This window comes from Rhizobium sp. A37_96 (assembly GCF_053521765.1).
The window spans coordinates 141104-164733 of the sequence record NZ_JBNWDS010000014.1 but is presented as its reverse complement, the minus strand read 5'-3'; the positions used below and the strand labels follow the sequence as shown (position 1 = coordinate 164733).

The 23630-nt window shown below is 62.3% G+C and carries 20 protein-coding genes; 15 read left to right on the top strand and 5 right to left on the bottom strand.

Going from position 1 to position 23630, the window contains the following annotated elements; genetic code table 11:
* The first annotated feature begins 334 nt into the window (after nucleotides 1-334).
* The 4 genes from ACQZ6J_RS27235 to ACQZ6J_RS27220 all read left to right on the top strand — a co-directional run bounded on the left by ACQZ6J_RS27235 (nucleotide 335) and on the right by ACQZ6J_RS27220 (nucleotide 4706).
* Nucleotides 335-1153: an ABC transporter ATP-binding protein gene (locus ACQZ6J_RS27235; RefSeq protein ID WP_449086416.1), complete on the top strand. Its 819-nt coding sequence runs from the start codon at nucleotides 335-337 to the stop codon at nucleotides 1151-1153.
* Nucleotides 1150-1920: an ABC transporter permease gene (locus tag ACQZ6J_RS27230; RefSeq protein ID WP_449086415.1), complete on the top strand. Its 771-nt coding sequence runs from the start codon at nucleotides 1150-1152 to the stop codon at nucleotides 1918-1920. Before ACQZ6J_RS27235 ends, ACQZ6J_RS27230 begins: the two co-directional genes overlap by 4 nt.
* A 31-nt stretch (nucleotides 1921-1951) precedes the next feature.
* On the top strand, nucleotides 1952-2983 hold the full coding sequence (locus tag ACQZ6J_RS27225; protein WP_163988461.1) for an ABC transporter substrate-binding protein: 1032 nt from the start codon (nucleotides 1952-1954) through the stop codon (nucleotides 2981-2983).
* A gap of 430 nt (nucleotides 2984-3413) precedes the next feature.
* Nucleotides 3414-4706, top strand: a complete 1293-nt coding sequence (locus ACQZ6J_RS27220) for an NCS2 family permease (protein WP_449086414.1) — start codon at nucleotides 3414-3416, stop codon at nucleotides 4704-4706.
* A gap of 253 nt (nucleotides 4707-4959) precedes the next feature.
* Here the strand turns inward: ACQZ6J_RS27220 and ACQZ6J_RS27215 are convergent, their stop codons facing one another.
* Nucleotides 4960-5445 carry an ureidoglycolate lyase gene (locus tag ACQZ6J_RS27215; RefSeq protein ID WP_163988459.1) on the bottom strand — a complete coding sequence of 162 codons (486 nt, stop codon included), beginning with the start codon at nucleotides 5443-5445 and terminating at the stop codon, nucleotides 4960-4962.
* Nucleotides 5446-6075: 630 nt separating this feature from the next.
* Here ACQZ6J_RS27215 and uraH point away from each other — a divergent pair.
* From uraH to xdhC, 4 genes are read left to right on the top strand one after another with little or no spacing between them, the layout of a single operon-like run.
* Entirely contained in the window at nucleotides 6076-6441 is a 366-nt protein-coding gene (gene uraH / locus ACQZ6J_RS27210; protein ID WP_449086413.1) for a hydroxyisourate hydrolase, read from the top strand.
* A gap of 3 nt (nucleotides 6442-6444) precedes the next feature.
* The gene (gene xdhA, locus ACQZ6J_RS27205) at nucleotides 6445-7929 is read left to right on the top strand and encodes a xanthine dehydrogenase small subunit (protein ID WP_449086412.1); all 1485 of its coding nucleotides are present in this window, start codon (nucleotides 6445-6447) and stop codon (nucleotides 7927-7929) included.
* Nucleotides 7930-7932: 3 nt separating this feature from the next.
* On the top strand, nucleotides 7933-10287 hold the full coding sequence (gene xdhB / locus ACQZ6J_RS27200; protein WP_449086411.1) for a xanthine dehydrogenase molybdopterin binding subunit: 2355 nt from the start codon (nucleotides 7933-7935) through the stop codon (nucleotides 10285-10287).
* Between the two features lie 4 nt (nucleotides 10288-10291).
* Nucleotides 10292-11140, top strand: coding sequence for a xanthine dehydrogenase accessory protein XdhC (gene xdhC, locus ACQZ6J_RS27195; protein WP_449086410.1), 849 nt, complete (start codon nucleotides 10292-10294; stop codon nucleotides 11138-11140).
* A 57-nt stretch (nucleotides 11141-11197) separates the two neighbouring features.
* On the opposite strand, the gene ACQZ6J_RS27190 is transcribed toward xdhC, so the two are convergent.
* The 3 genes from ACQZ6J_RS27190 to ACQZ6J_RS27180 form a co-directional block, all read right to left on the bottom strand.
* The gene (locus ACQZ6J_RS27190; RefSeq protein WP_449086429.1) at nucleotides 11198-11638 is read right to left on the bottom strand and encodes a PIN domain-containing protein; all 441 of its coding nucleotides are present in this window, start codon (nucleotides 11636-11638) and stop codon (nucleotides 11198-11200) included.
* A 2-nt stretch (nucleotides 11639-11640) separates the two neighbouring features.
* Nucleotides 11641-11892, bottom strand: a complete 252-nt coding sequence (locus tag ACQZ6J_RS27185) for a type II toxin-antitoxin system Phd/YefM family antitoxin (protein ID WP_163988450.1) — start codon at nucleotides 11890-11892, stop codon at nucleotides 11641-11643.
* An 80-nt stretch (nucleotides 11893-11972) separates the two neighbouring features.
* Nucleotides 11973-12911: a LysR family transcriptional regulator gene (locus ACQZ6J_RS27180; RefSeq protein ID WP_163988448.1), complete on the bottom strand. Its 939-nt coding sequence runs from the start codon at nucleotides 12909-12911 to the stop codon at nucleotides 11973-11975.
* A gap of 140 nt (nucleotides 12912-13051) precedes the next feature.
* Between ACQZ6J_RS27180 and ACQZ6J_RS27175 the strand changes: the two genes are divergently transcribed.
* Nucleotides 13052-14293 carry a urate hydroxylase PuuD gene (locus tag ACQZ6J_RS27175; protein WP_163988446.1) on the top strand — a complete coding sequence of 414 codons (1242 nt, stop codon included), beginning with the start codon at nucleotides 13052-13054 and terminating at the stop codon, nucleotides 14291-14293.
* Nucleotides 14290-15627: a guanine deaminase gene (guaD, locus tag ACQZ6J_RS27170; RefSeq protein ID WP_449086409.1), complete on the top strand. Its 1338-nt coding sequence runs from the start codon at nucleotides 14290-14292 to the stop codon at nucleotides 15625-15627. The genes ACQZ6J_RS27175 and guaD overlap by 4 nt, the downstream gene beginning before the upstream one ends.
* A 103-nt stretch (nucleotides 15628-15730) precedes the next feature.
* On the opposite strand, the gene bhcR is transcribed toward guaD, so the two are convergent.
* Nucleotides 15731-16558: an HTH-type transcriptional regulator BhcR gene (bhcR, locus tag ACQZ6J_RS27165; RefSeq protein WP_449086428.1), complete on the bottom strand. Its 828-nt coding sequence runs from the start codon at nucleotides 16556-16558 to the stop codon at nucleotides 15731-15733.
* 191 nt (nucleotides 16559-16749) lie between these two features.
* On the opposite strand from bhcR, the gene gcl reads away from it, so the two are divergent.
* The 5 genes from gcl to ACQZ6J_RS27140 all read left to right on the top strand — a co-directional run bounded on the left by gcl (nucleotide 16750) and on the right by ACQZ6J_RS27140 (nucleotide 23612).
* Nucleotides 16750-18534 (top strand): glyoxylate carboligase, encoded by a 1785-nt coding sequence (gene gcl, locus ACQZ6J_RS27160; RefSeq protein WP_449086408.1) that lies wholly within the window; start codon nucleotides 16750-16752, stop codon nucleotides 18532-18534.
* Between the two features lie 12 nt (nucleotides 18535-18546).
* Entirely contained in the window at nucleotides 18547-19362 is an 816-nt protein-coding gene (hyi, locus tag ACQZ6J_RS27155; RefSeq protein ID WP_449086407.1) for a hydroxypyruvate isomerase, read from the top strand.
* 5 nt (nucleotides 19363-19367) lie between these two features.
* Nucleotides 19368-20252 carry a 2-hydroxy-3-oxopropionate reductase gene (glxR, locus tag ACQZ6J_RS27150; protein WP_449086406.1) on the top strand — a complete coding sequence of 295 codons (885 nt, stop codon included), beginning with the start codon at nucleotides 19368-19370 and terminating at the stop codon, nucleotides 20250-20252.
* 116 nt (nucleotides 20253-20368) lie between these two features.
* Entirely contained in the window at nucleotides 20369-21637 is a 1269-nt protein-coding gene (locus ACQZ6J_RS27145) for a glycerate kinase type-2 family protein (RefSeq protein WP_449086405.1), read from the top strand.
* Between the two features lie 346 nt (nucleotides 21638-21983).
* Nucleotides 21984-23612, top strand: a complete 1629-nt coding sequence (locus ACQZ6J_RS27140; RefSeq protein ID WP_449086404.1) for an MFS transporter — start codon at nucleotides 21984-21986, stop codon at nucleotides 23610-23612.
* The last annotated feature ends 18 nt before the right edge of the window (nucleotides 23613-23630 follow it).

Below are 23630 nucleotides of genomic sequence, written 5' to 3'. Positions count from 1 at the left end.
AGCCAGCCGGCTTGAGAAGGCCGCACTTCTCAAGGCCCTGAGGATCGAGCGGGATCGGCCCACGCGTTCCCAAACCGTGCGGTGACGAATCCCTGAACGCGGCAAAGCCTCTCCATCCGAATTTCCGATGGGCGTTAGCGGTGTCGCCTGAGCCAGCAAAGTCCATCAAGGCCCGGCGTTGACAGCCGGGTTTTCATTTCGCTTTCTTCCTGCGACATAGCCGATCGCATGCCGAACACGTATTGACTGGTACGGCCTGCTTTGATCTGTTGGCCGAACTTGGAAATACCTGACATCCGGCAAGATCGGGGATGTCCGGGAGGAACAGCAGGGCATGATGATGGAGGCTGTGCGGGCGGTCAGCCTGAGGCAGGTGGCGATTTCGTTTGAAATTGCCGGTAGAAAGCGGTTCGACGCCGTTTCGGCGACCGATCTGAATGTAGGCGCACATGAGTTTGTGGCCATCGTTGGTCCGACGGGATGCGGCAAGTCCACCCTTCTGAACGCGGCTGCGGGCCTTTTGACGCCCGCGTCCGGCACGGTGGAAATCTTTGGCCAGCCGCTGAAATCGATCAACCGGCAGGCGGGCTATCTTTTCCAGCAGGATTCGCTCATGCCCTGGAAGACGGTGCTCGACAACGTCGCGATCGGGCTTGAGATTGCGGGCATTGCCAGCGCAGAGGCAAAAAAGAGCGCCCGCGACTGGCTGCGGCGTGTCGGCCTCTCCGCCTTCGCGGATCGTTTTCCGCGCATGTTGTCCGGCGGCCAGCGCAAGCGTGTCGGTCTTGCCCAGGTGCTGATCCGCAATCCTAAACTTCTTTTGATGGATGAGCCCTTCGGCCCGCTCGACGCGCAGACCCGCCTGATCATGGGCGATCTGCTGCTCAAGCTTTGGTCCGAGGATCGCAAGGCCGTCATGTTCGTCACGCACGATCTCGACGAGGCCATCGCCCTTGCAGACCGCGTCGTCATCATGTCCGCCGGTCCGAAGTCCCGTATCATCGGCGACTTCAAAGTACCCCTGGAGCGGCCGCGTGATATCGGCGAGATACGCCACGATCCCATCTTCAATCAGCTTCATCGCGATATATGGCAGGCATTGCGCGACGAGGTCATGACAGCCTATCGCCAAAGCAGCGGGGAGACCGTATGAACCGCTCGCTCCTTCTCCTGCTGCAGATCCTGGTGGCGCTCGTCATCCTTGTTCTCTGGCATATCGCCACGAACACCAGCCTGTTCGGCAATCCGAAAACCATATCCTTCTTCTTCGCCGATCCGCTCAAGGTCGCGCTGCGCGTCATTCAATGGTTCGCAAGCGGATCGATCTGGTACCATCTGTGGATCACGCTGTCGGAGTCGATCCTGGCCTTTCTGCTCGGCGCTATCGGCGGCATCGTCTTCGGCTTCTGGTTTGCCCGCCGGCCGTTGATTGCCGCTGTCTTCGATCCCTATGTGAAGGCGGCAAATGCGCTTCCCCGCGTCGTGCTGGCGCCGATCTTCGCCCTCTGGTTCGGCCTCGGCATCTGGTCGAAGGTCGCGCTTGGCATCACGCTGGTGTTCTTCATCGTCTTCTTCAACGTCTACCAGGGCGTCAAGGAAGTCAGCCAGCCAGTGCTTTCCAATGCGCGCATGCTGGGCATGAACGAGCGGCAACTGCTCCGCCACGTCTATCTGCCATCGGCGCTGTCCTGGGTGTTTTCGAGCCTGCATACCTCGGTGGGCTTTGCTGTGGTGGGTGCGGTCGTGGGCGAATATCTGGGCTCCGCCGCTGGGCTCGGTTACCTCATCCAGCAGGCCGAAGGTGTCTTTGACGTGACCGGCGTCTTTGCGGGCATGGTCGTGCTCACTGCCTTCGTCCTGATCGTGGATTGGGTGATGACGATGGTCGAACGGCGCTTGCTGGCCTGGCGCGGCCAATAGCGCACAAAACGGAGAAGTGGAGGAAAAGAACATGGAACGCAGGACATTTCTGATCGGGACGGCAAGCTTCGGCATCGGCGCATCGCTCGCCGGCATTCTGCCGGCCGCCGCGCAGGACGCGAAACCGGAAAAGCCGGACCTTTTGATCGGCGTGGGCGGCAAGCCGCTGCTTTACTATCTGCCGCTGACGATCGCCGAGCGGAAGGGCTTCTTCAAGGAAGAGGGGCTGAATGTCACCATCAACGATTTCGCCGGCGGTTCGAAGTCGCTGGAAGGCCTGATCGGCGGTTCCCTCGATGTCGTGGCGGGGGCCTACGAGCACACGATCCGCATGCAGAACAAGGGACAGGACATCGTCGCGATCTGCAACCTTGGCCGCTTCCCGGGGATCGTCATCGCCGTACGCAAGGAGCTGGCTGGCGAGATCAAATCCATGGCCGACATGAAGGGCCGCAAGATCGGCGTGACCGCACCGGGATCGTCGACCGCGCTGATGTTCCAATATGCCATGCTGAAAAACGGACTGAAGACCGACGACGCATCGCTGATCGGCATCGGTGCCGGGGCCGGCGCAGTTGCCGCGATCAAGAGCGGACAGATCGACGGACTTTCTCATCTCGACCCGGTCATTGCGCAATTGCAGTACGATGGCGACATCGCCGTACTTCTGGACACCCGCACGGAAGCCGGCACGCGCGCGTTGTTCGGCGGTCCGAACCCTGCCGCGACTGTTTACATCAAGCGCGACTTTGCCGAGGCGAATCCGATCACGACGCAGCGAACCGTCAATGCTTTCATGAAGGCATTGAAGTGGATCTCGACGGCCAGCCCGGAAGATGTCGCCGGCGTCGTGCCGGAAGAGTATCTGCTCGGCAACCGCGATCTCTACATGCAGGCCTTCAAGAACTCCAAGGAGATGTATTCTCCCGACGGCATGGTCACGAAGGAAGGCTATGATTCCATGATGGGTGTCCTGAAGACGCTGGATCCGGAACTTGCCAATGCCGATGTGCCGTTCGACAAGACGTTCGACCCGACCTTCGCAAAGGCCGCCAAAACCTGATCGACCGCGCTTGCGCTCCCGGCGGCAACGCGGCGGGAGCGCCGCATGAGCAAGATCGCGGACGAACACCGCCGCGATCGCATCTCGCTTTTCTGCGGAAAATGGGTTGGCTTTGTCGCGTTGCCGCGATAAACAGGGTGTATATCGTTCTTGCCCGCTTGGTGACGCTGGGCGACTGTGCGCGCAACCGCTTGGCTATTTTCAGTGAACGATCACCCCTGAACCAGATCAATTCGCGCGGAAATAGTCTGAAAAACTAGAATGACTTTCGCCAATTGCAGGGAAATCCGGCTCTAGCGCCCAAAGCCTTTAAAAGCGCACAATCCCCCCTCGCTACGAAGCGTTTACAGGCGCTTCCCGCGGCCCGCATCGGAGGAGATGCAGGCAAGCCCATAAGGTCACGAGCGTCTGAAACGCTTAGGGAGGAACAATGCTCGAACGAATTTTCAAATTGAGTGAGCACGGCACGTCCGTGCGCACCGAGGTCATCGCAGGCGTAACGACGTTTCTGACGATGTCCTACATCATCTTCGTCAATCCGGACATTCTGTCGACGACAGGCATGGACCGCAATGCGATCTTCGTCGCTACCTGTCTTGCCGCCGCTTTGGGCTCCATGATCATGGGCCTCGTCGCCAATTGGCCTATCGGAATGGCGCCGGGCATGGGGCTCAACGCCTTCTTCGCCTTCACCGTCGTCGCCGCGCTCGGCTTCACATGGCAGCAGGCGCTTGGCGCGGTCTTCATTTCCGGCGGCATTTTCGTTCTGCTGACGGTCACAGGCGTACGCAGCTGGCTCATCGCCGGAATTCCGCACTCGCTTCGCAGCGCAATTGCCGCCGGTATCGGTCTCTTTCTGGCGATCATCGCGCTCAAGAGCGCCGGCATCGTCGTTGCCAACAAGGCGACCCTTATCGGACTGGGCGACCTGAAGCAGACCGGCACGCTTCTCGCGATCTTCGGCTTCTTCGTCATCGCCACTCTCGACGCGCTGAACGTGAAGGGTTCGATCCTGATCGGCATTCTCGCCGTCACCATCCTGTCCTGGATCTTCGGCGTCAGCGAATTCCACGGCATCGTCTCGGCACCACCCTCGATCATGCCGACCTTCCTGCAGCTTGACATCGTCGGCGCTCTCCACGGTGGCCTCGTCCACATCATCCTCGTCTTCGTGCTCGTCGAGGTCTTCGACGCCACCGGAACGCTGATCGGCGTCGCCAAACGGGCAAAACTTATCGAGGAAGGAAAACCGAACCGCCTGAGCCGCGCCCTGCTTGCCGACAGCGCCGCCATCGTTGCCGGCTCGCTGATGGGCACCAGCAGCACGACAGCCTATGTCGAAAGCGCATCTGGCGTTCAGGCCGGAGGCCGCACCGGCCTGACGGCTCTCACGATCGCCGTGCTTTTCCTTGCTTCGCTTTTCATCTCACCGCTCGCCGCCTCCGTGCCGGCCTATGCGACGGCACCGGCGCTGCTCTATGTCGCCGGCCTGATGATGCGCGAACTGACGGAGATCGAATGGGATGACCTGACCGAAGCGGCACCGGCGGCGCTGACTGCGCTTGCGATGCCCTTCACCTATTCGATCGCCAACGGCCTTGCCTTCGGGTTCATCAGCTATGTCGTCCTGAAGGTCTGCACCGGTCGCTGGTCGACGCTGCATCTGGCGACGCAAATCGTCGCTGCCCTGTTCATCGTGCGCTTCGCCTTCTTCGCGGACTAGCATCGGCATAAGGTGATGAGGCCGGATCATTCGATGGAATGATCCGGCCATTTTTGACGTTCTGGAATGCTGCGACCGGCATCGCGCTGGCAATGCTCGCCGCCCATGCGATGAATGCGAGGATATCGCGGAATTCCGAAAGACCATCAGGCAACCCATGGATGGAAACGGGTAGGTTGCCTCTGCCGCAACAGTTGGAGAGGGCGCTGCGGTTGCGGCGCCCTCTCTGGCATCAGGACCGATCCCGAACCGCTCAGCGGATCAGGAACGGTTCCTCATAGAAATGCTCCTCCAGATTGATGCCCTCGCCGCCGCGATCGACGACCACGAAATCGGATATGCCCTCGAGCGGCGTAAGAATGCCGTGCCAGACATTGCGCCAGATGTTGACACCCTGGCCCGGCTTCGTGCGGAAGGCCCGCGGCTCACCGGGACCGTTTTCCGTTTCCTCGGCCGCGACGACCAGGAAAGGATTGCTCGTCAGCGGAACGAAGGCCTGGCTGCCGAGCGGATGTCGCTCCACCATTCGCAGCTCCAGCGGCAGGGCATAGGGTTCGCCGCGCAGCCAGCTGATCATCGTGCGCGCCTTCTCACCCGTCACCTCGATCTTCGCGAGGTCGTGGTAGCGGATACACTTCCCGGCATTGATGGGGAAACTATGCGCGCCCTCCATTTCGATCACATCACCGAAGGGGGCGAATGCGGCTCTTGTCAGCGGCTGTATTTCGATCACTTTCATCCATGTTCTCCCGTTTCCATTCTTCCACGCCGCCCGCTCCTCGCCCGGCGGCACGTTTGCGAAATTCGATGCGTGTTCTGCAATGCGGACAGCAGGGCTCGACCGGAGCACAGGATGCGCTCCGCCTGGCGGACATGCTGCCGCCGCTTCCATAATTCGATTGATGCCGATGCAGGGCTTCAGGCCAACTCGCCCTATCCCCGCAGCGTCCGGCAAACCTTGGGACAAGCAGGTCGGACATCATGGTCCAACGATACGCTTGTCGGCGAACATGCGCGTTCGGTAGAGACTTGTTTCCCCGGCGCATGCCTGCTCAGGCACTTGCGAAATCGACCGAGCGCGTTATTCGGCCCCCGGCGCGTCGGCCACATCGTCATTCAGGGCGGATTTCCGGCCCGCCCCTCTGTCAGGCAGGTGCCGAGACGCTGCTAGCGTCGGCCAATTCCATGCATGTCACGGCGATATCGCATGAAACGCTCCTCCAAACGTCTTCGATGAGCAATTTCTAACCGCAAATCGCGCGCGCCATTCCCCTTGGAAATTTTGAAAGTCTCGAACGATCCCGCTGCTTTTCAGTAGAATGGACCTGTCGGATAGTGGAGGCAGGAGTGCTACGTTCGGGAGAAAAACATGCAGTCTCATTCGCAAGGAGCCGGCCGGCTCACGACCCATGTGCTGGACACGGCGCTCGGCAAGCCCGCCCAGGGCCTGCGCATCGATCTCTATCGCATCGATGGCGACACGGCGCAGCTCCTGAAGTCTACCGAGACCAACGACGACGGCCGCTGCGATGCGCCGCTCCTGTCGGGCGACACCATGAAGGCGGGCACCTACGAGCTGCGCTTCCATGCCGGTGACTATCTGGGCCGTTCAGCCGAGGGGCCGATGTTTCTGGATGTCGTCCCGATCCGCTTCGGCCTTTCCGACGAGGGCGCGCACTACCATGTGCCGCTGCTTCTTTCGCCCTACAGCTACTCCACCTACCGCGGGAGCTGAACCATGACCGTCGCGACAATCCGCTCCGAACTGCGTTTCATCCTCAACGGTCAGGACGTCGTTCTCAGCGACGTCGCGCCGGACCAGACGCTTCTCGACTGGCTGCGGCTCTCCCGCGCGCTGAAGGGCACCAAGGAAGGCTGTGCCGAGGGAGACTGCGGCGCCTGCACGGTGCTTGTGGGACGACTGACGCCGGCGGGCGGCCTCGTCTATGAAAGCGTCAACGCCTGTATCCGTTTTCTCGGCTCGCTCGACGGCTGCCACGTCGTCACGGTCGAGCATCTCGCACCCAGCGAGGATCGCCTGCACCCGGTGCAGCAGGCCATGGTCGATCTTCACGGCTCGCAATGCGGCTTCTGCACGCCAGGCTTCGTCATGTCGCTCTATGGCCTCTGGATGCAGACGCCGAACCCCACGGACCGGCAGATCGAAACGGCGCTGCAGGGCAACCTCTGTCGCTGCACCGGCTATGAGCCGATCCTGCGTGCCGCGCGCGCCATTTCCGGCTATGGCGGGACGCAAGACGACCCTCTGCTTGTCGAGCGCGAAACGATGATCGTGCGGCTCAAGTCCCTCGGCGACGGCGCGCGCGTCGAAATCGGCGACGGACGTCATCGGTTGATCGTGCCCGCGAGCCTCGATGATTTCGCCTCGGTCCTCGAGGCGTCGCCGACCGCGACGGTGGTGGCGGGCTCCACCGATGTCGGCCTCTGGGTCACCAAGCACATGCGCGACATCACGCCGGTGGTCTTCATTGCCGGACTGCAGGAGCTGAAGTCGATTACCGCGCAAGACGGCATCATCTCGATCGGCGCCGGCGTCACCTACTCCGAAGCGCTTGAAACGATTTCGCGGCATATTCCGGCGCTCGGCTCGCTGGTCACCCGCATCGGCGGCCAGCAGGTGCGCAACATGGGCACGATCGGCGGCAACATCGCCAACGGCTCGCCGATCGGCGACACCCCGCCTCCCCTGATCGCGCTCGGCGCATCGCTCACTTTGCGCAAAGGCACTGTCCGGCGCACCATTGCGCTCGAGGATTTTTTCATCGCCTATGGCAAGCAGGATCGCCAGCCCGGCGAATTCGTCGAAGCCGTGCATATCCCGGTGCCGCCGACGGGCGAACATTTCGCCGTCTACAAGGTGACGAAGCGCCGGGACGAGGACATTACGGCGACACTCGGCGCCTTCCGCCTGGCGCTTGCCGCCGACGGCACGGTTGCCGGGATCCGGATCGCCTATGGCGGCATGGCCGCAACGCCGAAACGGGCCTTCGCCGTCGAAAAAGCGCTGCTCGGCCAGCCCTGGAACGAAAAGACCGTGGAGACGGCAATGGAGAAATACGCCGAGGACTACTCGCCGCTATCCGACATGCGCGCCACCGCGGACTATCGTGCCCTCGCCGCAAGGAACCTCCTGATGCGCTTCTACCTGGAAACGACGTCCAGCGTGGCACCGGCCCAGGTGTCCAGATACGAGGCCGCGTAAGCCATGAACAAGCACACCCCACACCTCAAGACCGAGACCATCGTTGGCGGGGTTCATTCCAGTCCCCGCCATGATTCGGCTCACAAGCATGTCTCTGGCACGGCCGTCTATATCGATGACATCACGGAACCGACGGGCACGCTGCACGCCGGCCTCGGCCTGTCGACCGTGGCGCATGGCATCCTGAAGTCCGTCGATCTTACCGCCGTGCGCGCCGCCCCCGGCGTCGTCACCGTCCTCACCCATGAGGACGTGCCCGGCGTCAACGATATCTCGCCGTCCTACATGCACGACGATCCGGTGCTTGCCGCTGGCAAGGTCGAGTTTCATGGCCAGCCGATCTTCTGCGTGATCGCCGAAACGCGCGAGCAGGCCCGCCGTGCCGCGCGGCTGGCAAAGATCGAATATGAGGAATTGCCGGCCGATATCGACATCTGGGATCTCGACGTTTCGACCCATCGCCAGGTCGTCACGCCGCTGACGCTGAAGCGCGGCGATGCGGCTGCGGCCCTTGCAAGTGCTCCGCGGCGGGTGACGGGGCGGATGCGGCTCGGCGGCCAGGACCATTTCTATCTCGAAGGCCAGATCTCGCTCGCCGTGCCCGGCGAAGACGACGAGGTCGCCGTCTATTGCTCCACCCAGGGCCCGAGCGAGACGCAGCATATGGTCGCCCATGCGCTCGGCGTGCCGAGCAATGCCGTGACGATCGAGGTCCGCCGCATGGGTGGCGGCTTCGGCGGCAAGGAAACCCAGGCGAACCAATGCGCAGCGATCGCTGCGATTGCCGCCAAGAAGCTAAAACGCGCCGTCAAGGTCCGGCTCGACCGCGACGAGGACATGGTCGCCACCGGCAAGCGGCACGATTTTGCCATCGACTACGATGTCGGCTTCGACGACGAGGGTCGCATCCTCGGGATCGACTACACCTTCGCGCTTCGGGCGGGATTTTCCGCCGACCTTTCCGGCCCCGTCGGCGACCGCGCGCTGTTTCACTGCGACAATGCCTATTTCTTTCCGCATGTTCATGCGAAGTCGGCGCCGCTTTACACCAACACCGTCTCCAACACCGCCTTTCGCGGCTTCGGCGGCCCCCAGGGCATGGTCGGCGCCGAGCGCGTCATCGACGAGGTCGCCTTCGCCGTCGGCAAGGACCCGCTCGAAATCCGCAAGCTGAATTTTTATGACGCGATGGGCGTCGACGGCGGACGCAACCTCACCCCCTATCACCAGAAGGTCGAGGATTGCATCATCCAGCACATCGTCGCCGAACTGGAGGAAAGCGCCGATTATGCCGGGCGCCGCAAGGCCATCGCCGAATTCAATGCGAAAAGCCGCATCGTCAAGCGCGGCATCGCGCTGACACCGGTGAAGTTCGGCATTTCCTTCACCAAGACCGAATCGAACCAGGCCGGCGCGCTGGTGCATGTCTATAGCGACGGTTCCGTGCACATGAATCATGGCGGCACGGAGATGGGGCAAGGCCTGCATCTGAAGGTGGCGCAGGTCGTGGCGGAAGAATTCCAGATCGATCTCGACCGGGTGAAGATCACGGCGACGACCACCGCCAAGGTGCCGAACACCTCGCCGACCGCCGCGTCCTCGGGCGCCGATCTTAACGGCATGGCGGCGCAGAACGCCGCGCGCCAGATCAAGGACCGGCTGATCGCCTTCGCAGCGGAAAGCCATCAGGTGCCCCGCGAGAAGGTGGTATTCCTGCCCAATCGCGTGCGGATCGGCGATGTCGAGATGCCCTTCGACGATCTCATCAAGAAGGCCTATATGGCGCGTGTCCAGCTTTCCGCCGCCGGCTTCTACAAGACGCCGAAGATCCATTGGGACCGCAAGGCGGGCCGCGGCCACGCCTTCTACTATTACGCCTATGGCGCGGCTTGCTCGGAGGTGTCGGTCGACACGCTGACCGGTGAGTATGTGGTGGAACGCACCGATATTCTGCACGATACCGGCCGTTCGCTGAACAGGGCGATCGATATCGGCCAGATCGAAGGCGGCTTCATCCAGGGCATGGGCTGGCTGACGACGGAAGAGCTTTGGTGGGATGGCAAGGGGCGCCTGAGAACGCATGCGCCCTCGACATACAAGATCCCGCTTGCATCCGACCGGCCGAAGATTTTCAATGTGGCCTTGACCGACTGGTCGGAAGCCTATGAGCCGACCATCCATCGTTCCAAGGCGGTCGGCGAACCGCCGCTGCCACTCGGCCTTGCCGTCCTGCACGCCCTTTCGGATGCGGTGGCAAGCGTCGCCGACCACAAGATCTGCCCGCGTCTCGATGCGCCGGCAACGCCAGAGCGGGTACTGATGGCGATCGAGCGCCTGAAGGCTATGCAAAAGGAGTGAAGTCATGCCTGCCGCGCGTGAGGACATCCGGGATTTTCTGCGCCGCGAGCCGGCGTCGATCCTCGTCGAGGTGACGGGTGTCGCAGGCTCCGCGCCACGCGATACCGATGCCTGGATGCTGGTGTCGGAGCGGGCGATCTTTGCGACGATCGGCGGCGGGCAACTCGAATACATGGCAATCGACCAGGCGCGACGGGCATTGCGTTCCGGCCTTGCGGCAGAGCCGATGAACGTGCCGCTCGGCCCGGAGATCGGACAATGCTGCGGCGGCCGTGTGGGCCTTGCCTTTGCAGCGCTCAACCCGGAGCTTGCGAACGAACTCGTCGCCCGCAGCGATCGGGAAATGGCGGCGCGGCCGCATGTCTATGTTTTCGGCGCCGGCCATGTCGGCGATGCGCTCGCCATGGCGCTTTCGCTCGCGCCGCTGCGCGTCGTGCTGGTGGACACGCGGGAAGAAGAACTGACCGCCTCCAACGTGCCGCGTATCGAGACCTGCCTGACCGCCATGCCGGAGGCCGTCGTGCGCGACGCGCCGGCCGGCAGCAGCTTCGTGATCCTGACCCATGACCACGCGCTCGATTTCCTCATCACCGCCGAGGCGCTGAAACGCGCGGATGCCGCCTATGTCGGCATGATCGGCTCGAAAACGAAACGCGCCACGTTCCGCAACTGGCTGTCGCGAGAGACCTGCCAGGCGGCACTTTTCGACGGTCTCATCTGCCCGATCGGCGGAACGGCGGTGAAGGACAAGCGCCCCACTGTCATCGCCACGCTTGCCGCCGCCGAGATCATGACGGCGGCGCTGACCTGGGCGACAGATCGCGCAAGGCTCACCGCGACCGCCAATCGCTAGAGACGGATCCGCCGTGTTCTTCGTCCTGTATACCCGCTTCAATCACGGCGCAGCCAGTTATCGGATGGCAGGTAACTGCTTGAGGGGATTTGCGAAGGGCACGCCAAGCGGTTCGAAATGACGCTCGTTGGCCGTCAAGACGGTGAGGCCGTGCGCAGCAGCAGTCGCGGCGATGGCAATGTCCTCGAAGCCGGGGTCGTGAGCACGCGCCCGGTCAAGCATCAGGCCAGCGTGTCTTGCCTCTTCAATTCCGAACGGCAGGATGCGGCCGCCATAGAAATGTTCCACCGCCACAAGCCAACGGCGCAAATGCTCCGCCTTCGTCGTCGCCCCGATCCTGACGGCACGGGCGATGCCCGCCTCGATCTCGGCTATGGTGACTGCCGAAAGATAAAGTCGGTCACTATTGGCGCGCATCCAGGCCGCGAATGCATCAACGCCGACATGGCACTTGGTCGGCGCATCGGCCGACACGATATTGGTATCCAGGAGATACAAGATCAAAAGCCGTCTTCACGCAGCGCACGGGCGGGCTTCCGCGATCGTTGCGGAATATCCGCCGGCTCGCCCGGAAAGACCAAAAGCAGGTCGGCGAAATCCGGTACTTTGGAAACCCGTTGCCATTCTTCGAAGGAAACCAGCACGGCTTCCTTCCGGCCATGGCGGGTAATAACCGTCGGCTCACCGGCCACGGCTTGATCGACCACAGCAGAAAGCGTCGCCTTCGCGTCCTTGAGCTGGATTTCCTTCATGCCGCGCCCCATATGACCACTGGTAGTCATATAAGATCTCGCCCGGCCTGAATCAAGCAGAGATCAGCCTGCGGTCTCAGTCACGAAACTGCGGCCACCGGCTCCTCCTCAAGCAATTTGCCGATCAGCCGCTGACAGCGCTCCGCCATGAAATCGATCATCAGCCGGACCTTCGGGTCCTGGAAACGCTTGTGCGGGTAGATGGCGGCGAGCTGAACGGGAGCCGGCGGGCTCTCCTTCAGGATTTCCACCAGCCGGCCCTCCTTGAGATAGGCCTTCACCTCGAACAACGGCTTGTTGATGATGCCGCGGTCTTCCAGAGCCCATTGGGTGAGCACATCGCCGTCGTCGCTGTCGTAGGGGCCGGCCACTTCGAATTTGCGGGGACCTTCGGCCGTCATCAGCGTCCAGAAATACTCCTTCGAGCCGGGATAGCGCAGCAGAAGACAGTCATGCTTGTCGGCGATCAAGGCGTCCGCACCTGGCGGCACGCCGCGATGCGCAAGATAGGCCGGGGAAGCGCAGAGCACCCGCTCGCAGTTGAGGATGCCGCGCATGCGCAGGTTCGAATCTTCCAGCACACCGAGCTTGAAGGCGACATCGACCCCTTCGGCAAGGATATCGACATTGTGATCCGACAGGCGGACGCGCACTTCGATATCCGGGTACTTGTCGTGGAATTCCGGAATGCCCGATGCGATCAGCCTACGGCCGATGCCGAGCGGCGCGGTGATCCTGAGCGATCCCTTCGGGTTGCGCGAGAGATCGGCGATGGCCGCCTCCGCCTCATTGACAGCCTCGATGATCTTCACGGCCTTCTCGTAGAAGACGCGGCCGTGCTCGGTCGGCGAGAGCTTGCGCGTCGTGCGGTTGAAGAGACGCACGCCGAGATGACGCTCGAGTTCCTTGATGCGATTGCTCGCGACCGCAGGCGTGACACGCTGGTCACGCCCTGCTGCCGAGAGGGTACCGAGTTCGACCACGCGAACGAAGACACGCACGTTATCAAGATAGGACATGGCCCTTTCTACCACATCGCCGTGCGGAACAAACCGGGGGGTATCTTATAGTTTTTTTTGAAAGTGTTGCGGATTCACCGGGATTTCCGAGAAAATCAAGCGATGGCAAACAGTCCCGTGAAGATCGGGAGGGAGTTCCCATGTACGAATATGCCATCGCCTGGGACTGGCTGACATTTGCCGTCCGCTGGCTGCACGTCATCACCGCAATCGCCTGGATTGGCTCGTCATTCTATTTCGTCGCGCTCGACCTGGGCCTGAAAAAGCATCCGGCCCTGCCGCCGGGCGCCTATGGCGAGGAATGGCAGGTCCATGGCGGCGGCTTCTACCATATCCAGAAATATCTGGTGGCGCCGGCCAACATGCCGGACCATCTCGTCTGGTTCAAATGGGAAAGCTACGTTACCTGGCTGTCGGGTTTCGGCATGCTGTGTCTCGTCTACTATGCCGGCGCCGACCTCTACATGATCGATCCGGCCGTGCTCGACGTCTCCAAGCCGGTGGCGATCGGCATTTCGCTGGCCTCGATCGCGGGCGGCTGGCTCATGTACGACCTGATCTGCAAGTCGCCCTTCGGCAACGACAATACGCGGCTGATGGTGGCGCTGTACTTCATTCTGGTGGCGGTGGCCTGGGGTTACACGCACCTGTTTACGGGCCGCGCCGCCTTCCTGCATCTCGGCGCCTTCACCGCGACGATCATGTCGGCCAACGTCTTCTTCATCATCATTCCGAACCAGAAGATCGTCGTCGCCGACCTCCTCGCCGGCCGCAAGCCCGATCCGAAATACGGCAGGATCGCCAAGCAGCGTTCGACGCACAACAACTACCTGACGCTGCCGGTGCTGTTCCTGATGCTGTCGAACCACTATCCGCTGGCATTCGGCACGCAATTCAACTGGATCATCGCCTCGCTGGTTTTCCTGATGGGCGTCACCATCCGCCACTGGTTCAACACCCGCCACGCCGACGCCGGCAAGCCGACCTGGACCTGGATCGTCACCGTCGTCCTGTTCATCGTCATCATGTGGCTCTCCACGGTGCCGAAGATCCTCACGGGAGAACCGGCCGAGCCTAAACTCTCCGCCACCCAGCAGCCCTTCGTCACGGCCCAAGCCTTTCCGAAGGTTCGCGATACCATCATGGGACGCTGTTCCATGTGCCATGCGAAGGAGCCGAGCTGGGAGGGCATCATCGCGCCTCCGAAGGGCGTGATGTTCGAGACCGACCGCGACATCGCCGCCCATGCCCGCGAGATCTATCTGCAGGCCGGCCGCAGCCACGCCATGCCGCCGGCCAATGCCTCGCATATCACCGACGAGGAGCGCCGCCTGCTCGTCTCCTGGTACGAGAGCGCCGTGAACGGGGAGAAGACCCAATGAGCGAAATCCTGATCCGCGGGCGCGTTCTGACATTCCTCGCCGAGCCGCAGGGCATCGACGATACCGCCTCCTATCGCTATATCGAGGACGGCGCCGTTTTCGTGCGCGACGGAAAGATCGTCGAAATCGGCTCCTATGGCGACATGAGCAAGCTGGTGCGCTCCGATACCAAGCTCGCCGATCATCGTCCGAACCTCATCCTCCCCGGCTTTATCGATACGCATCTGCATTTCCCGCAGACGCAGGCGATCGCCTCCTATGGCGCACAGCTGCTCGAATGGCTGAACACCTATATCTTCGTGGAGGAGCAGAAGTTCGCCCGTGCCGCCCACGCTGCCGAGGTGGCCGACCGCTTCATGGACGAGCTCCTGTCGAACGGCACGACGACGGCGGTTGCCTATTGCTCGGTCCATCCCGAAAGCGTCGACGCCTATTTCGCAGCGGCCGAAGCGCGCGGCATGTGCATGATCGGCGGCAAGGTGATGATGGACCGCAACGCGCCGGACGCGCTGCGCGATACGCCGGAGCAGGGTTACGACGAGACGAAGCGGCTGATTGAAAGATGGCATGGCCGCGGCCGCGCGCATTATGCGATCAGCCCGCGCTTTGCGATCACCTCGACGCCCGGGCAGATGGATATGAGCAAGGCCCTCGTCGCCGAGCATCCGGACTGCTACGTCCAGACCCATCTTTCGGAAAACCGCGACGAGATTGCCTTTGCCACCTCGCTTTATCCCGAGGCGAAGGACTACACTGATATTTACGCCCGTTACGGCCTGCTCAATTCTCGCATGCTGCTCGGCCATTGCATTCATATGAGCGAGCGGGAAGTTGCCGTGCTGGCCGAAACCGGCGCGGTCGGCGTGTTCTGCCCGACGTCGAACCTCTTCCTCGGCTCCGGGCTCTTCAATGCCGCCCAGTTCGACAGGCTTGGCGCGCGCTGGTCGGTCGCGACGGATGTCGGCGCCGGCACCAGCTTTTCCATGCTGGAAACGATGGACGAGGCCTACAAGGTGCTGCACCTGCAGGGGCAGCGGCTGACGCCGTTCAATTCCTTCTATCGCATGACGCGCGGCAATGCCCTGGCGCTTGGCCTCGAAAACCGGATCGGGTCGCTGCAGGCGGGCGCAGACGCCGATATTGTCGTGCTCGATTCCACCGCCAAGTCGGCGATGGAATTCCGAATGCGCACGGCAACGTCGCTGGCCGAGGAACTCTTCATCCTGCAGACCATGGGCGACGATCGCTGTGTCGCCGAAGTCTACGTCGCCGGCAAGGCGATGAAGACCAGGAAGCCTAAGGCCGTGCTACGCGAATCGCTGCAACTCGCTTGATCGACTGACGCCACGATCCGTCGACACCGTCTTCAGGTAGAAGGCGTCGTCGACGGTTTCTGTCGTGGCGCTTCTCATTGGAACCCGTCGTTCGCAAAGCCGTTCAGAAACGTTTCGCCCTCCCACCCATCGCCTTCGTCAATTCCTCCGCGGCGGCCAGCACCACAGGCCCCAGGGCGGCGACCTTGCCGTCAGGCAATCGCACAGCCGGGCCTGAGATGGAAATGCCGGCAATGGCGTCCCCATATTCATCGAAGATCGGCGCCGCCACGCAGCGCATGCCGAGCGTGTGCTCCTCGTCGTCGATCGACCAGCCCCGCGCCCGGATCCGGGCCATATCTTCGAGCAGCGAGGGAAGCGTATCGCGAGTCTTCTCGGTGAAATGCTGCAGCGCGCGCCCACCGAGAACCGCCTCGATCCGGCTATCGGGCCAGGTGGAAATAATCGCCTTGCCGATGCCGGAAGCGTGGATCGGCCCACGCCGGCCGGGCCGAAAGAAGGCGCGCATCGGCGCATGGCTTTCCGCCTGGGAGATGAACACGACGTCGCCGTCGTCCTCGATGGCGATATTGGCGGTTTCTCCGGACTCTTCCATCAATTGCTTCAGGAAAGGCCGGCTGATCGTCCCGAGCTTGCGGAAGCGCAGGTAGGCCGTTCCGATCTCGAAGGCCTTGACCCCGATCGTCCAGGCGCCGGTCTCTCCGTCGTGCGTCACCATGCCGTGCTGGGCAAGAGAGGTCAGCAACCGATGCACGGTGGAAGGCGCCATGCCCGACTGATCGGCAAGGTCGGTCAACACCGCACCGTCGGCTTCGGCCACCAGCTCCAATAGCTTCAAGCTGCGATCGAGCACCTGCACGGACGAAGCCGCCGCGTTTTCGGCCGGTTTCCGGCCCGGCCTGCCCCTCGTCTTTTCTCGATTTTCCGCCATGACGCTCACTTCCGACTCGAATGCGCCGCGCATTTTGGCGCGGCGCTTGGGCCTCATGACATATCCGCTTCGTTTCATTTGTTCCAGATTCGTTGAAAATGTTTATTTCCATATGATGAGATTGATTTCCATTTTATGATTGCGCCATGGAATGAATGCGGTACTTTCTCTTCAGAAACGGAGAAAGTCCCATGGCAAAGATGCGTGCAGTCGATGCCGCAGTGCTGGTTCTGGAAAAGGAAGGCGTCAATTGCGCCTTCGGCGTTCCGGGTGCTGCGATCAACCCCTTCTACTCGGCAATGAAGATGCGCGGCTCGATCCGCCATGTGCTTGCCCGCCACGTCGAGGGCGCGAGCCACATGGCAGAGGGCTACACCCGTGCGCAGGCCGGCAATATCGGCGTCTGCATCGGAACCTCGGGTCCGGCCGGCACCGATATGATCACCGGCCTCTATTCGGCCTCGGCCGATTCGATCCCGATCCTCTGCATCACCGGGCAGGCGCCGCGTGCGCGTCTCGACAAGGAAGATTTTCAGGCCGTCGATATCGCGAAGATCGCGGCTCCCGTTACCAAATGGGCCGTTACCGTCATGGAGCCGGCGCTGGTCCCTTACGTCTTCCAGAAGGCATTTCATACGATGCGCTCTGGTCGTCCCGGCCCGGTCCTCATCGATCTGCCTGTCGATGTCCAACTCGCTGAAATAGAGTTCGACATCGACACCTATGCCCCGCTCGAGCCCTATAAGCCGTCAGCGACGCGGGCGCAGGCGGAGAAGGCGCTCGCCATGCTGAATGCGGCGGAGCGTCCTCTGATTGTCGCGGGCGGCGGCATCATCAATGCCGATGCGTCCGACCTGCTGGTCGAATTTGCCGAGATCACCGGCGTTCCGGTCATTCCGACGCTGATGGGCTGGGGCACGATCCCCGACGATCATCCGCTGATGGCCGGCATGTGCGGACTGCAGACCTCGCATCGCTACGGCAATGCCACGCTGCTCGCATCCGACTTCGTCTTCGGTATCGGCAATCGCTGGGCGAACCGCCATACCGGAAACGTCTCGACCTATACCGAGGGCCGCACCTTCGTCCATATCGATATCGAGCCGACCCAGATCGGCCGTGTCTTCGCACCGGATTTCGGCATCGTCTCGGATGCCGGCGCGGCGTTGAAGCTGTTCCTCGACGTTGCAACGGAATGGAAGACGGCTGGCAAGCTGCGCGATTGGTCCGCCTGGGCGGGGGAATGCCGGGAGCGCAAGCGCACCATGCTGCGCAAGACGCATTTCGACCAGACGCCGCTGAAGCCCCAGCGCGTCTACGAGGAGATGAACAAGGCCTTCGACCGCGACACCTGCTATGTCTCGACCATCGGCCTAAGCCAGATCGCCGGCGCGCAGTTCCTGCATGTCTACAAGCCGCGCAACTGGATCAATTGCGGCCAGGCAGGCCCGCTCGGCTGGACGCTGCCGGCAGCGCTCGGCGTGCGCGCCGCCGACCCGGATCGCCCGATCGTCGCACTGTCCGGAGACTATGATTTCCAGTTCCTCATCGAGGAATTGGCGGTCGGCGCCCAGCACAAGCTCCCCTATCTGCATGTGGTCGTGAACAATTCCTATCTCGGCCTCATTCGCCAGGCCCAGCGCGGCTTGAACATGGATTTCGAGGTCAGCCTCGCCTTCGACAACATCAACGCATCGGGCGACGCGGAACCGGGCTACGGCGTGGACCATGTCGCGGTTGCCGAGGGTCTCGGCTGCAAGGCGATTCGCGTCCGCAGCCCGAACGAATTCCAGGAAGCCTTCACCACCGCACAGAAGCTCATGAAGGAACACCAGGTTCCCGTCGTCATCGAGTTCATTCTCGAACGCGTCACCAACATCGCCATGGGCGCCGACATCAACGCCGTCGTCGAGTTCGAGGAGCTTGCCGAACGCGGCGAGGATGCCCCGACCGCGATCCTCGCCCTGCTGGATTGAAGGAGAGATATCATGCCGAGATTTGCGGCCAATCTGACCATGCTTTTCAACGAAGCGCCCTTTCTGGAGCGCTTCGCACTCGCCGCCAAGGCAGGCTTCAAAGGTGTCGAATATCTGTTTCCCTATGACTTTACGAAGGAAGCGCTGCGCGCCGAACTTGATCGTCATGGCCTGACGCAGGTGCTGCACAATCTGCCGGCCGGCAATTGGGCCGGCGGCGAGCGCGGCATCGCGATCCTGCCCGATCGCATCGACGAATTCCGCCGCGGCGTCGCCTCCGCGATCGACTATGCGACGGCGCTCGGCTGCAGCCAGGTCAACTGCCTTTCCGGCATCGCGCCATCGGGCATATCCGATGAAACGCTGCGAACCACCTTCGTCGTCAATCTCAGATATGCCGCAGCCGAACTGGGCAAGCACAGCATCCGCCTGTTGATCGAGCCGATCAATCGCTTCGACATTCCGGGCTTCTATCTCAACACGCCCGATCAGGCAGCCTCGCTCATCGCCGAGGTCGGCAGCAACAATCTGTTCATTCAGTACGACCTCTATCACCAGCAGCGTACCGAGGGCGAACTGATCGGCACGTTCAAGAAGCACCAGGCGCAGATCGCCCATGTGCAGCTTGCCGACAACCCGGGCCGCAACGAACCGGGCACCGGCGAGATCGCCTATCCCTTCGTCTTCGATGCGCTCGATGCGCTCGGCTACGACGGCTGGATCGGTTGCGAATACAAGCCGCGGACCACGACGGAAGCAGGGCTTGGCTGGTTTGCGGCTACCGGCCGCCACAGCGAAAGCGCAGCCATTCTCAATATCAGGAGCTAACAACCATGGCACACATCGGATTTATCGGCCTCGGCATCATGGGCACACCCATGGCACGCCACCTGCAGAATGCCGGCCATACCGTCATCACGTCCAAGTTTTCCGCCGCGCCGCGCCAGGAGTTGCTCGACAACGGCCTTCAATTCGTCGAGACGCCGAGAGCGCTCGCCGAAACCGTCGATACGATCATCCTGATGCTGCCGGATACGCCGGAGGTCAAGGATGTGCTCTTCGGCGAGAACGGTGTTGCCCTTGGTCTTTCGAAGGGCAAGCTCGTCATCGACATGAGCTCGATCTCACCGATCGAGACCAAGGAATTCGCCCAGAGGGTTCGCGAGACAGGTGCGGAATATATCGACGCCCCCGTCTCCGGTGGCGAAGTCGGCGCCAAAAACGCCTCGCTGTCGATCATGGCCGGCGGATCGGAGGCCAGCTTCGAGCGGGCGCTGCCGCTCTTCCAGCTGATGGGCAAGAACATCACCCTCGTCGGCGATTGCGGCGACGGCCAGGTCACCAAGGTCGCCAACCAGATCATCGTCGCGCTGACGATCGAGGCCGTGTCCGAGGCGCTCGTCTTTGCCTCCAAGGCAGGGGCAGATCCGGCCCGCGTGCGCTCGGCACTGATGGGTGGCTTTGCCTCCTCGCGCATCCTCGAAGTCCATGGCGAACGCATGATCAAGCGCACCTTCGAGCCCGGCTTCCGCATATCGCTGCACCAGAAGGATTTGAACCTTGCCTTGCAGGGCGCCAAGGCGCTGGGCGTCTCGTTGCCCAACACGGCATCGACACAGGAGCTTTTCAATCAATGCGCCGCCAATGGCGACAGCGGGCTCGATCACTCCGGTCTCGTCAAGGCGCTGGAGCGGATGGCGAACCATCCTGTCTCCTAGAGCTTTCCAGGAGAAGTGCGGAGCGGCTTTCCGTCCGGAATGCCTCCAGAAACAGAACGTAGAGCGTTTTCGCGTTTCGGAAGAATGCGGACACGCTCTAACATGTGAGAAACCCGATGCCGACCATCGCCGATCCCCGCGCCTTTCTGGAAAAGCTGTTCTACGCGGCGGTTGCGGCCGCCGATCCGGACAAGGCGCTTGCCGCCCATCTGCCGGAAAAGCCGAAAGGCCGGACGGTGGTGGTCGGTGCCGGCAAAGGGGCGGCGCAGATGGCGCGCGCCTTCGAGCGCCTGTGGGATGCGCCGCTTTCCGGCGTCGTCGTCACGCGTTACGGCTATGCCGTGCCTTGTGAGCGCATCGAAGTCCTCGAAGCCGCCCATCCCGTGCCGGATGAAAGCGGCCTGCGGGCCTCCGACCGGCTGATGGCCGCCGTGAGCGGCCTCACCGAAGACGATCTGGTGGTTGCCCTTGTCTGCGGTGGCGGATCGGCATTGCTGCCGGCCCCCGCCGGCGATCTCACGCTTGCCGACGAGATCGCCGTCAACCGGGCGCTGCTTGCCTCCGGCGCACCGATCAGCGCCATGAATGCCGTACGCAAGCAGGTCTCACGCATCAAGGGGGGCCGGCTCGCCGCACTGGCGCATCCGGCCCGTGTCGTCTCGCTCGTGGTTTCCGACATACCGGGAGACAATCCCGCCCTCGTCGCCTCCGGTCCGACGATTGCCGACACGGCCACGCGCGCCGACGCGCTTGAGATCATAGATCGCTATCGCCTCGACCTGCCGGAAGCGGTCATGCGCCATCTCAGGAATGGTGGAGACGAGCCGCCGCAGCCATCGGATCCTCGCTTCTCCCGCAACGAGGTGAAACTCGTGGCTTCCGCCGCCATTGCGCTGGAGGCGGCGGCCGACGTCGCGCGCAAAGCCGGCGTCGAGCCCATTGTCCTTTCCGACGCCATCGAGGGCGAAGCATCCGAGGTCGGCCGCGAACACGCCGCGATCGTGGCGAAGATCGCCCACCGAGGCCTCGCATCGAAGGGGCCCGTCCTTGTTCTGTCGGGCGGCGAGACGACCGTAACGATCAAGGGCAAAGGCAAGGGCGGCCGCAACAGCGAATTCCTGCTCTCCTTCGCCTGCGCCATCTCCGGCCAGTCGGGTGTTTCGGCTCTCGCTGCGGATACCGACGGTATCGACGGCTCCGAGGACAATGCCGGCGCCTTTGCCGACGGCAGCACTGCCACGCGCCTTGCCGACCAGGGGAAGGACGCCGCCGAATTCCTGGACCGGAACGACAGCTGGTCGGCCTTTTCCGCGCTCGACGACCTTTTCGTGAGCGGCCCCACCGGCACGAACGTCAACGACTTCCGCGCGATCCTTATCCATTAGGGCGTCGAAGGGTCACTACCGCCTTGCCTTGAGAGATCTTACAGGCTCATTGTCCGTGGGCAGGGGCGGCGGTGGCGTGCAATGTCTCTCCACCATTGCCGCTGTGAACATCCCTGTCGTCGTGACAGGTCGCCCGCTCCGAGGCGAACTCTGACGACGAAAGTCTCCCGGGAGATGCTTTCGGGATCCGACGGCCGAATCCGCCGTCATCGGCGAGAATTTTATTCCAAAATCGTTTCGGAAATTAGCAAATCACTATAGGCTTATCATCGACTCGACCGCGCATAGGCTTCGAGCGAATTTTCCGCGCCCGTCGAGCAAGACAATCCTGTGAAGAAAAGCCGACATGCCCAATAGAACCTCTCCGCTCGTCGCGTTTCAATCCAAGACATTCCGCTCGCTCTGGTCGGCAACGCTGATTTCCAATCTTGGCGGTCTGGTCGAAGGCGTCGGCGCTGCCTGGCTCATGACCAGCCTTGCGACCTCCCACGGCATGGTCGCGCTGGTGCAGTCCTCCACCACCCTGCCCGTCATGATCTTCTCGCTTGCGGCTGGGGCACTGGCCGACAATTACGACCGCAGGCGGATCATGCTGATCGCGCAGACCCTGATGCTCTCAGTCTCCGCGACGCTGGCCGTACTTTCCTACAGCAATGCCCTGACGCCCTGGCTGCTGCTCTGCTTCACCTTCCTGATCGGCTGCGGTGGAGCTCTTCACAATCCTTCCTGGCAGGCTTCCATGGGCGACGTCGTCCCGCGCGAACATCTGCCCGGCGCCGTTGCGCTCAACAGCATGAGCTATAATCTGATGCGCAGCATCGGGCCGGCGATCGGCGGCGTCATCGTCGCGGCCGCGGGCGCGGCCTTCGCATTCCTCTTCAACGTCTTCTGCTATTTCGCCCTCATTCTCACGCTGTTGCGCTGGAAGAAGGCCCCCGCCCGCAATGCGCTGCCGCGCGAGCCTTTCGGCAGCGCGATGTCGGCCGGATTCCGCTATGTCCTGATGTCGCCGAACCTTCTCAAGGTGATGTGCCGCAGCTTCGTCTTCGGCCTGACGGCGATCGTCATCCTGGCGCTGCTGCCTCTCGTCGCGCGCGATCATGTGCATGGCACGGCGATCACCTACGGCATCATGCTCGGCTTCTTCGGCTTCGGCGCCATCTGCGGCGCGCTGCTGATCGGCCGCATTCGCGACCTCCTAAGCAATGAATGGGTGATCCGCGGCGCATTCTTCACGCTGGCGGTCAGCTGCTTCTTCCTGTCGCTCAGCCATCAGGTGTGGCTGAGCTGTCTTCTTCTCATGCCGGCCGGTGTTGCCTGGGTGCAGGCCTTTTCGCTCTTCAATGTCACCGTTCAGCTCTCCACGCCACGCTGGGTCGTCGGTCGCGCCCTTTCGCTTTACCAGACGGCGACTTTCGGCGGCATGGCTGTGGGAAGCTGGATGTGGGGCGAACTGGCCGACGCCCATGGCGTCACCGGCGCTCTCTGCATCGCAAGCGTCACGTTGGCGATAGGCGGCCTGCTTGGCCTTCTTTTGCGCCAGCCGGACTTCGAATCCCTCAATCTCGATCCGACGAACACGTTCAGCGAACCGCAACTGCAGCTTGACCTGCGCTCCAGAAGCGGTCCGATCCTGGTCATGGTGGATTACGACATCGATCAGGATGACGTGCCGGAGTTTCTGGCCGTCATGGCCCAGCGGCGCCGGATGCGAATCCGGGATGGCGCGAAGCAATGGTCGCTCTTGCGCGATCTGGAAAAGCCGAACACATGGACGGAAAGCTACCATCTGCCGACCTGGATCGACTATGTTCGCCATAGCCAGCGCCAGACGCATGCCGATATCGATGTCGCGGAGCGTCTCGATGCCCTGCATCGCGGCGGCCAGCCGCCGGTCATCCACCACATGATTGAACGGCAAACGGTGCCGAGGCATGACGATATGCCTCTGAAGCCCTATCTCGACGCGACCTGACGGGTCACGCCGCTAGTC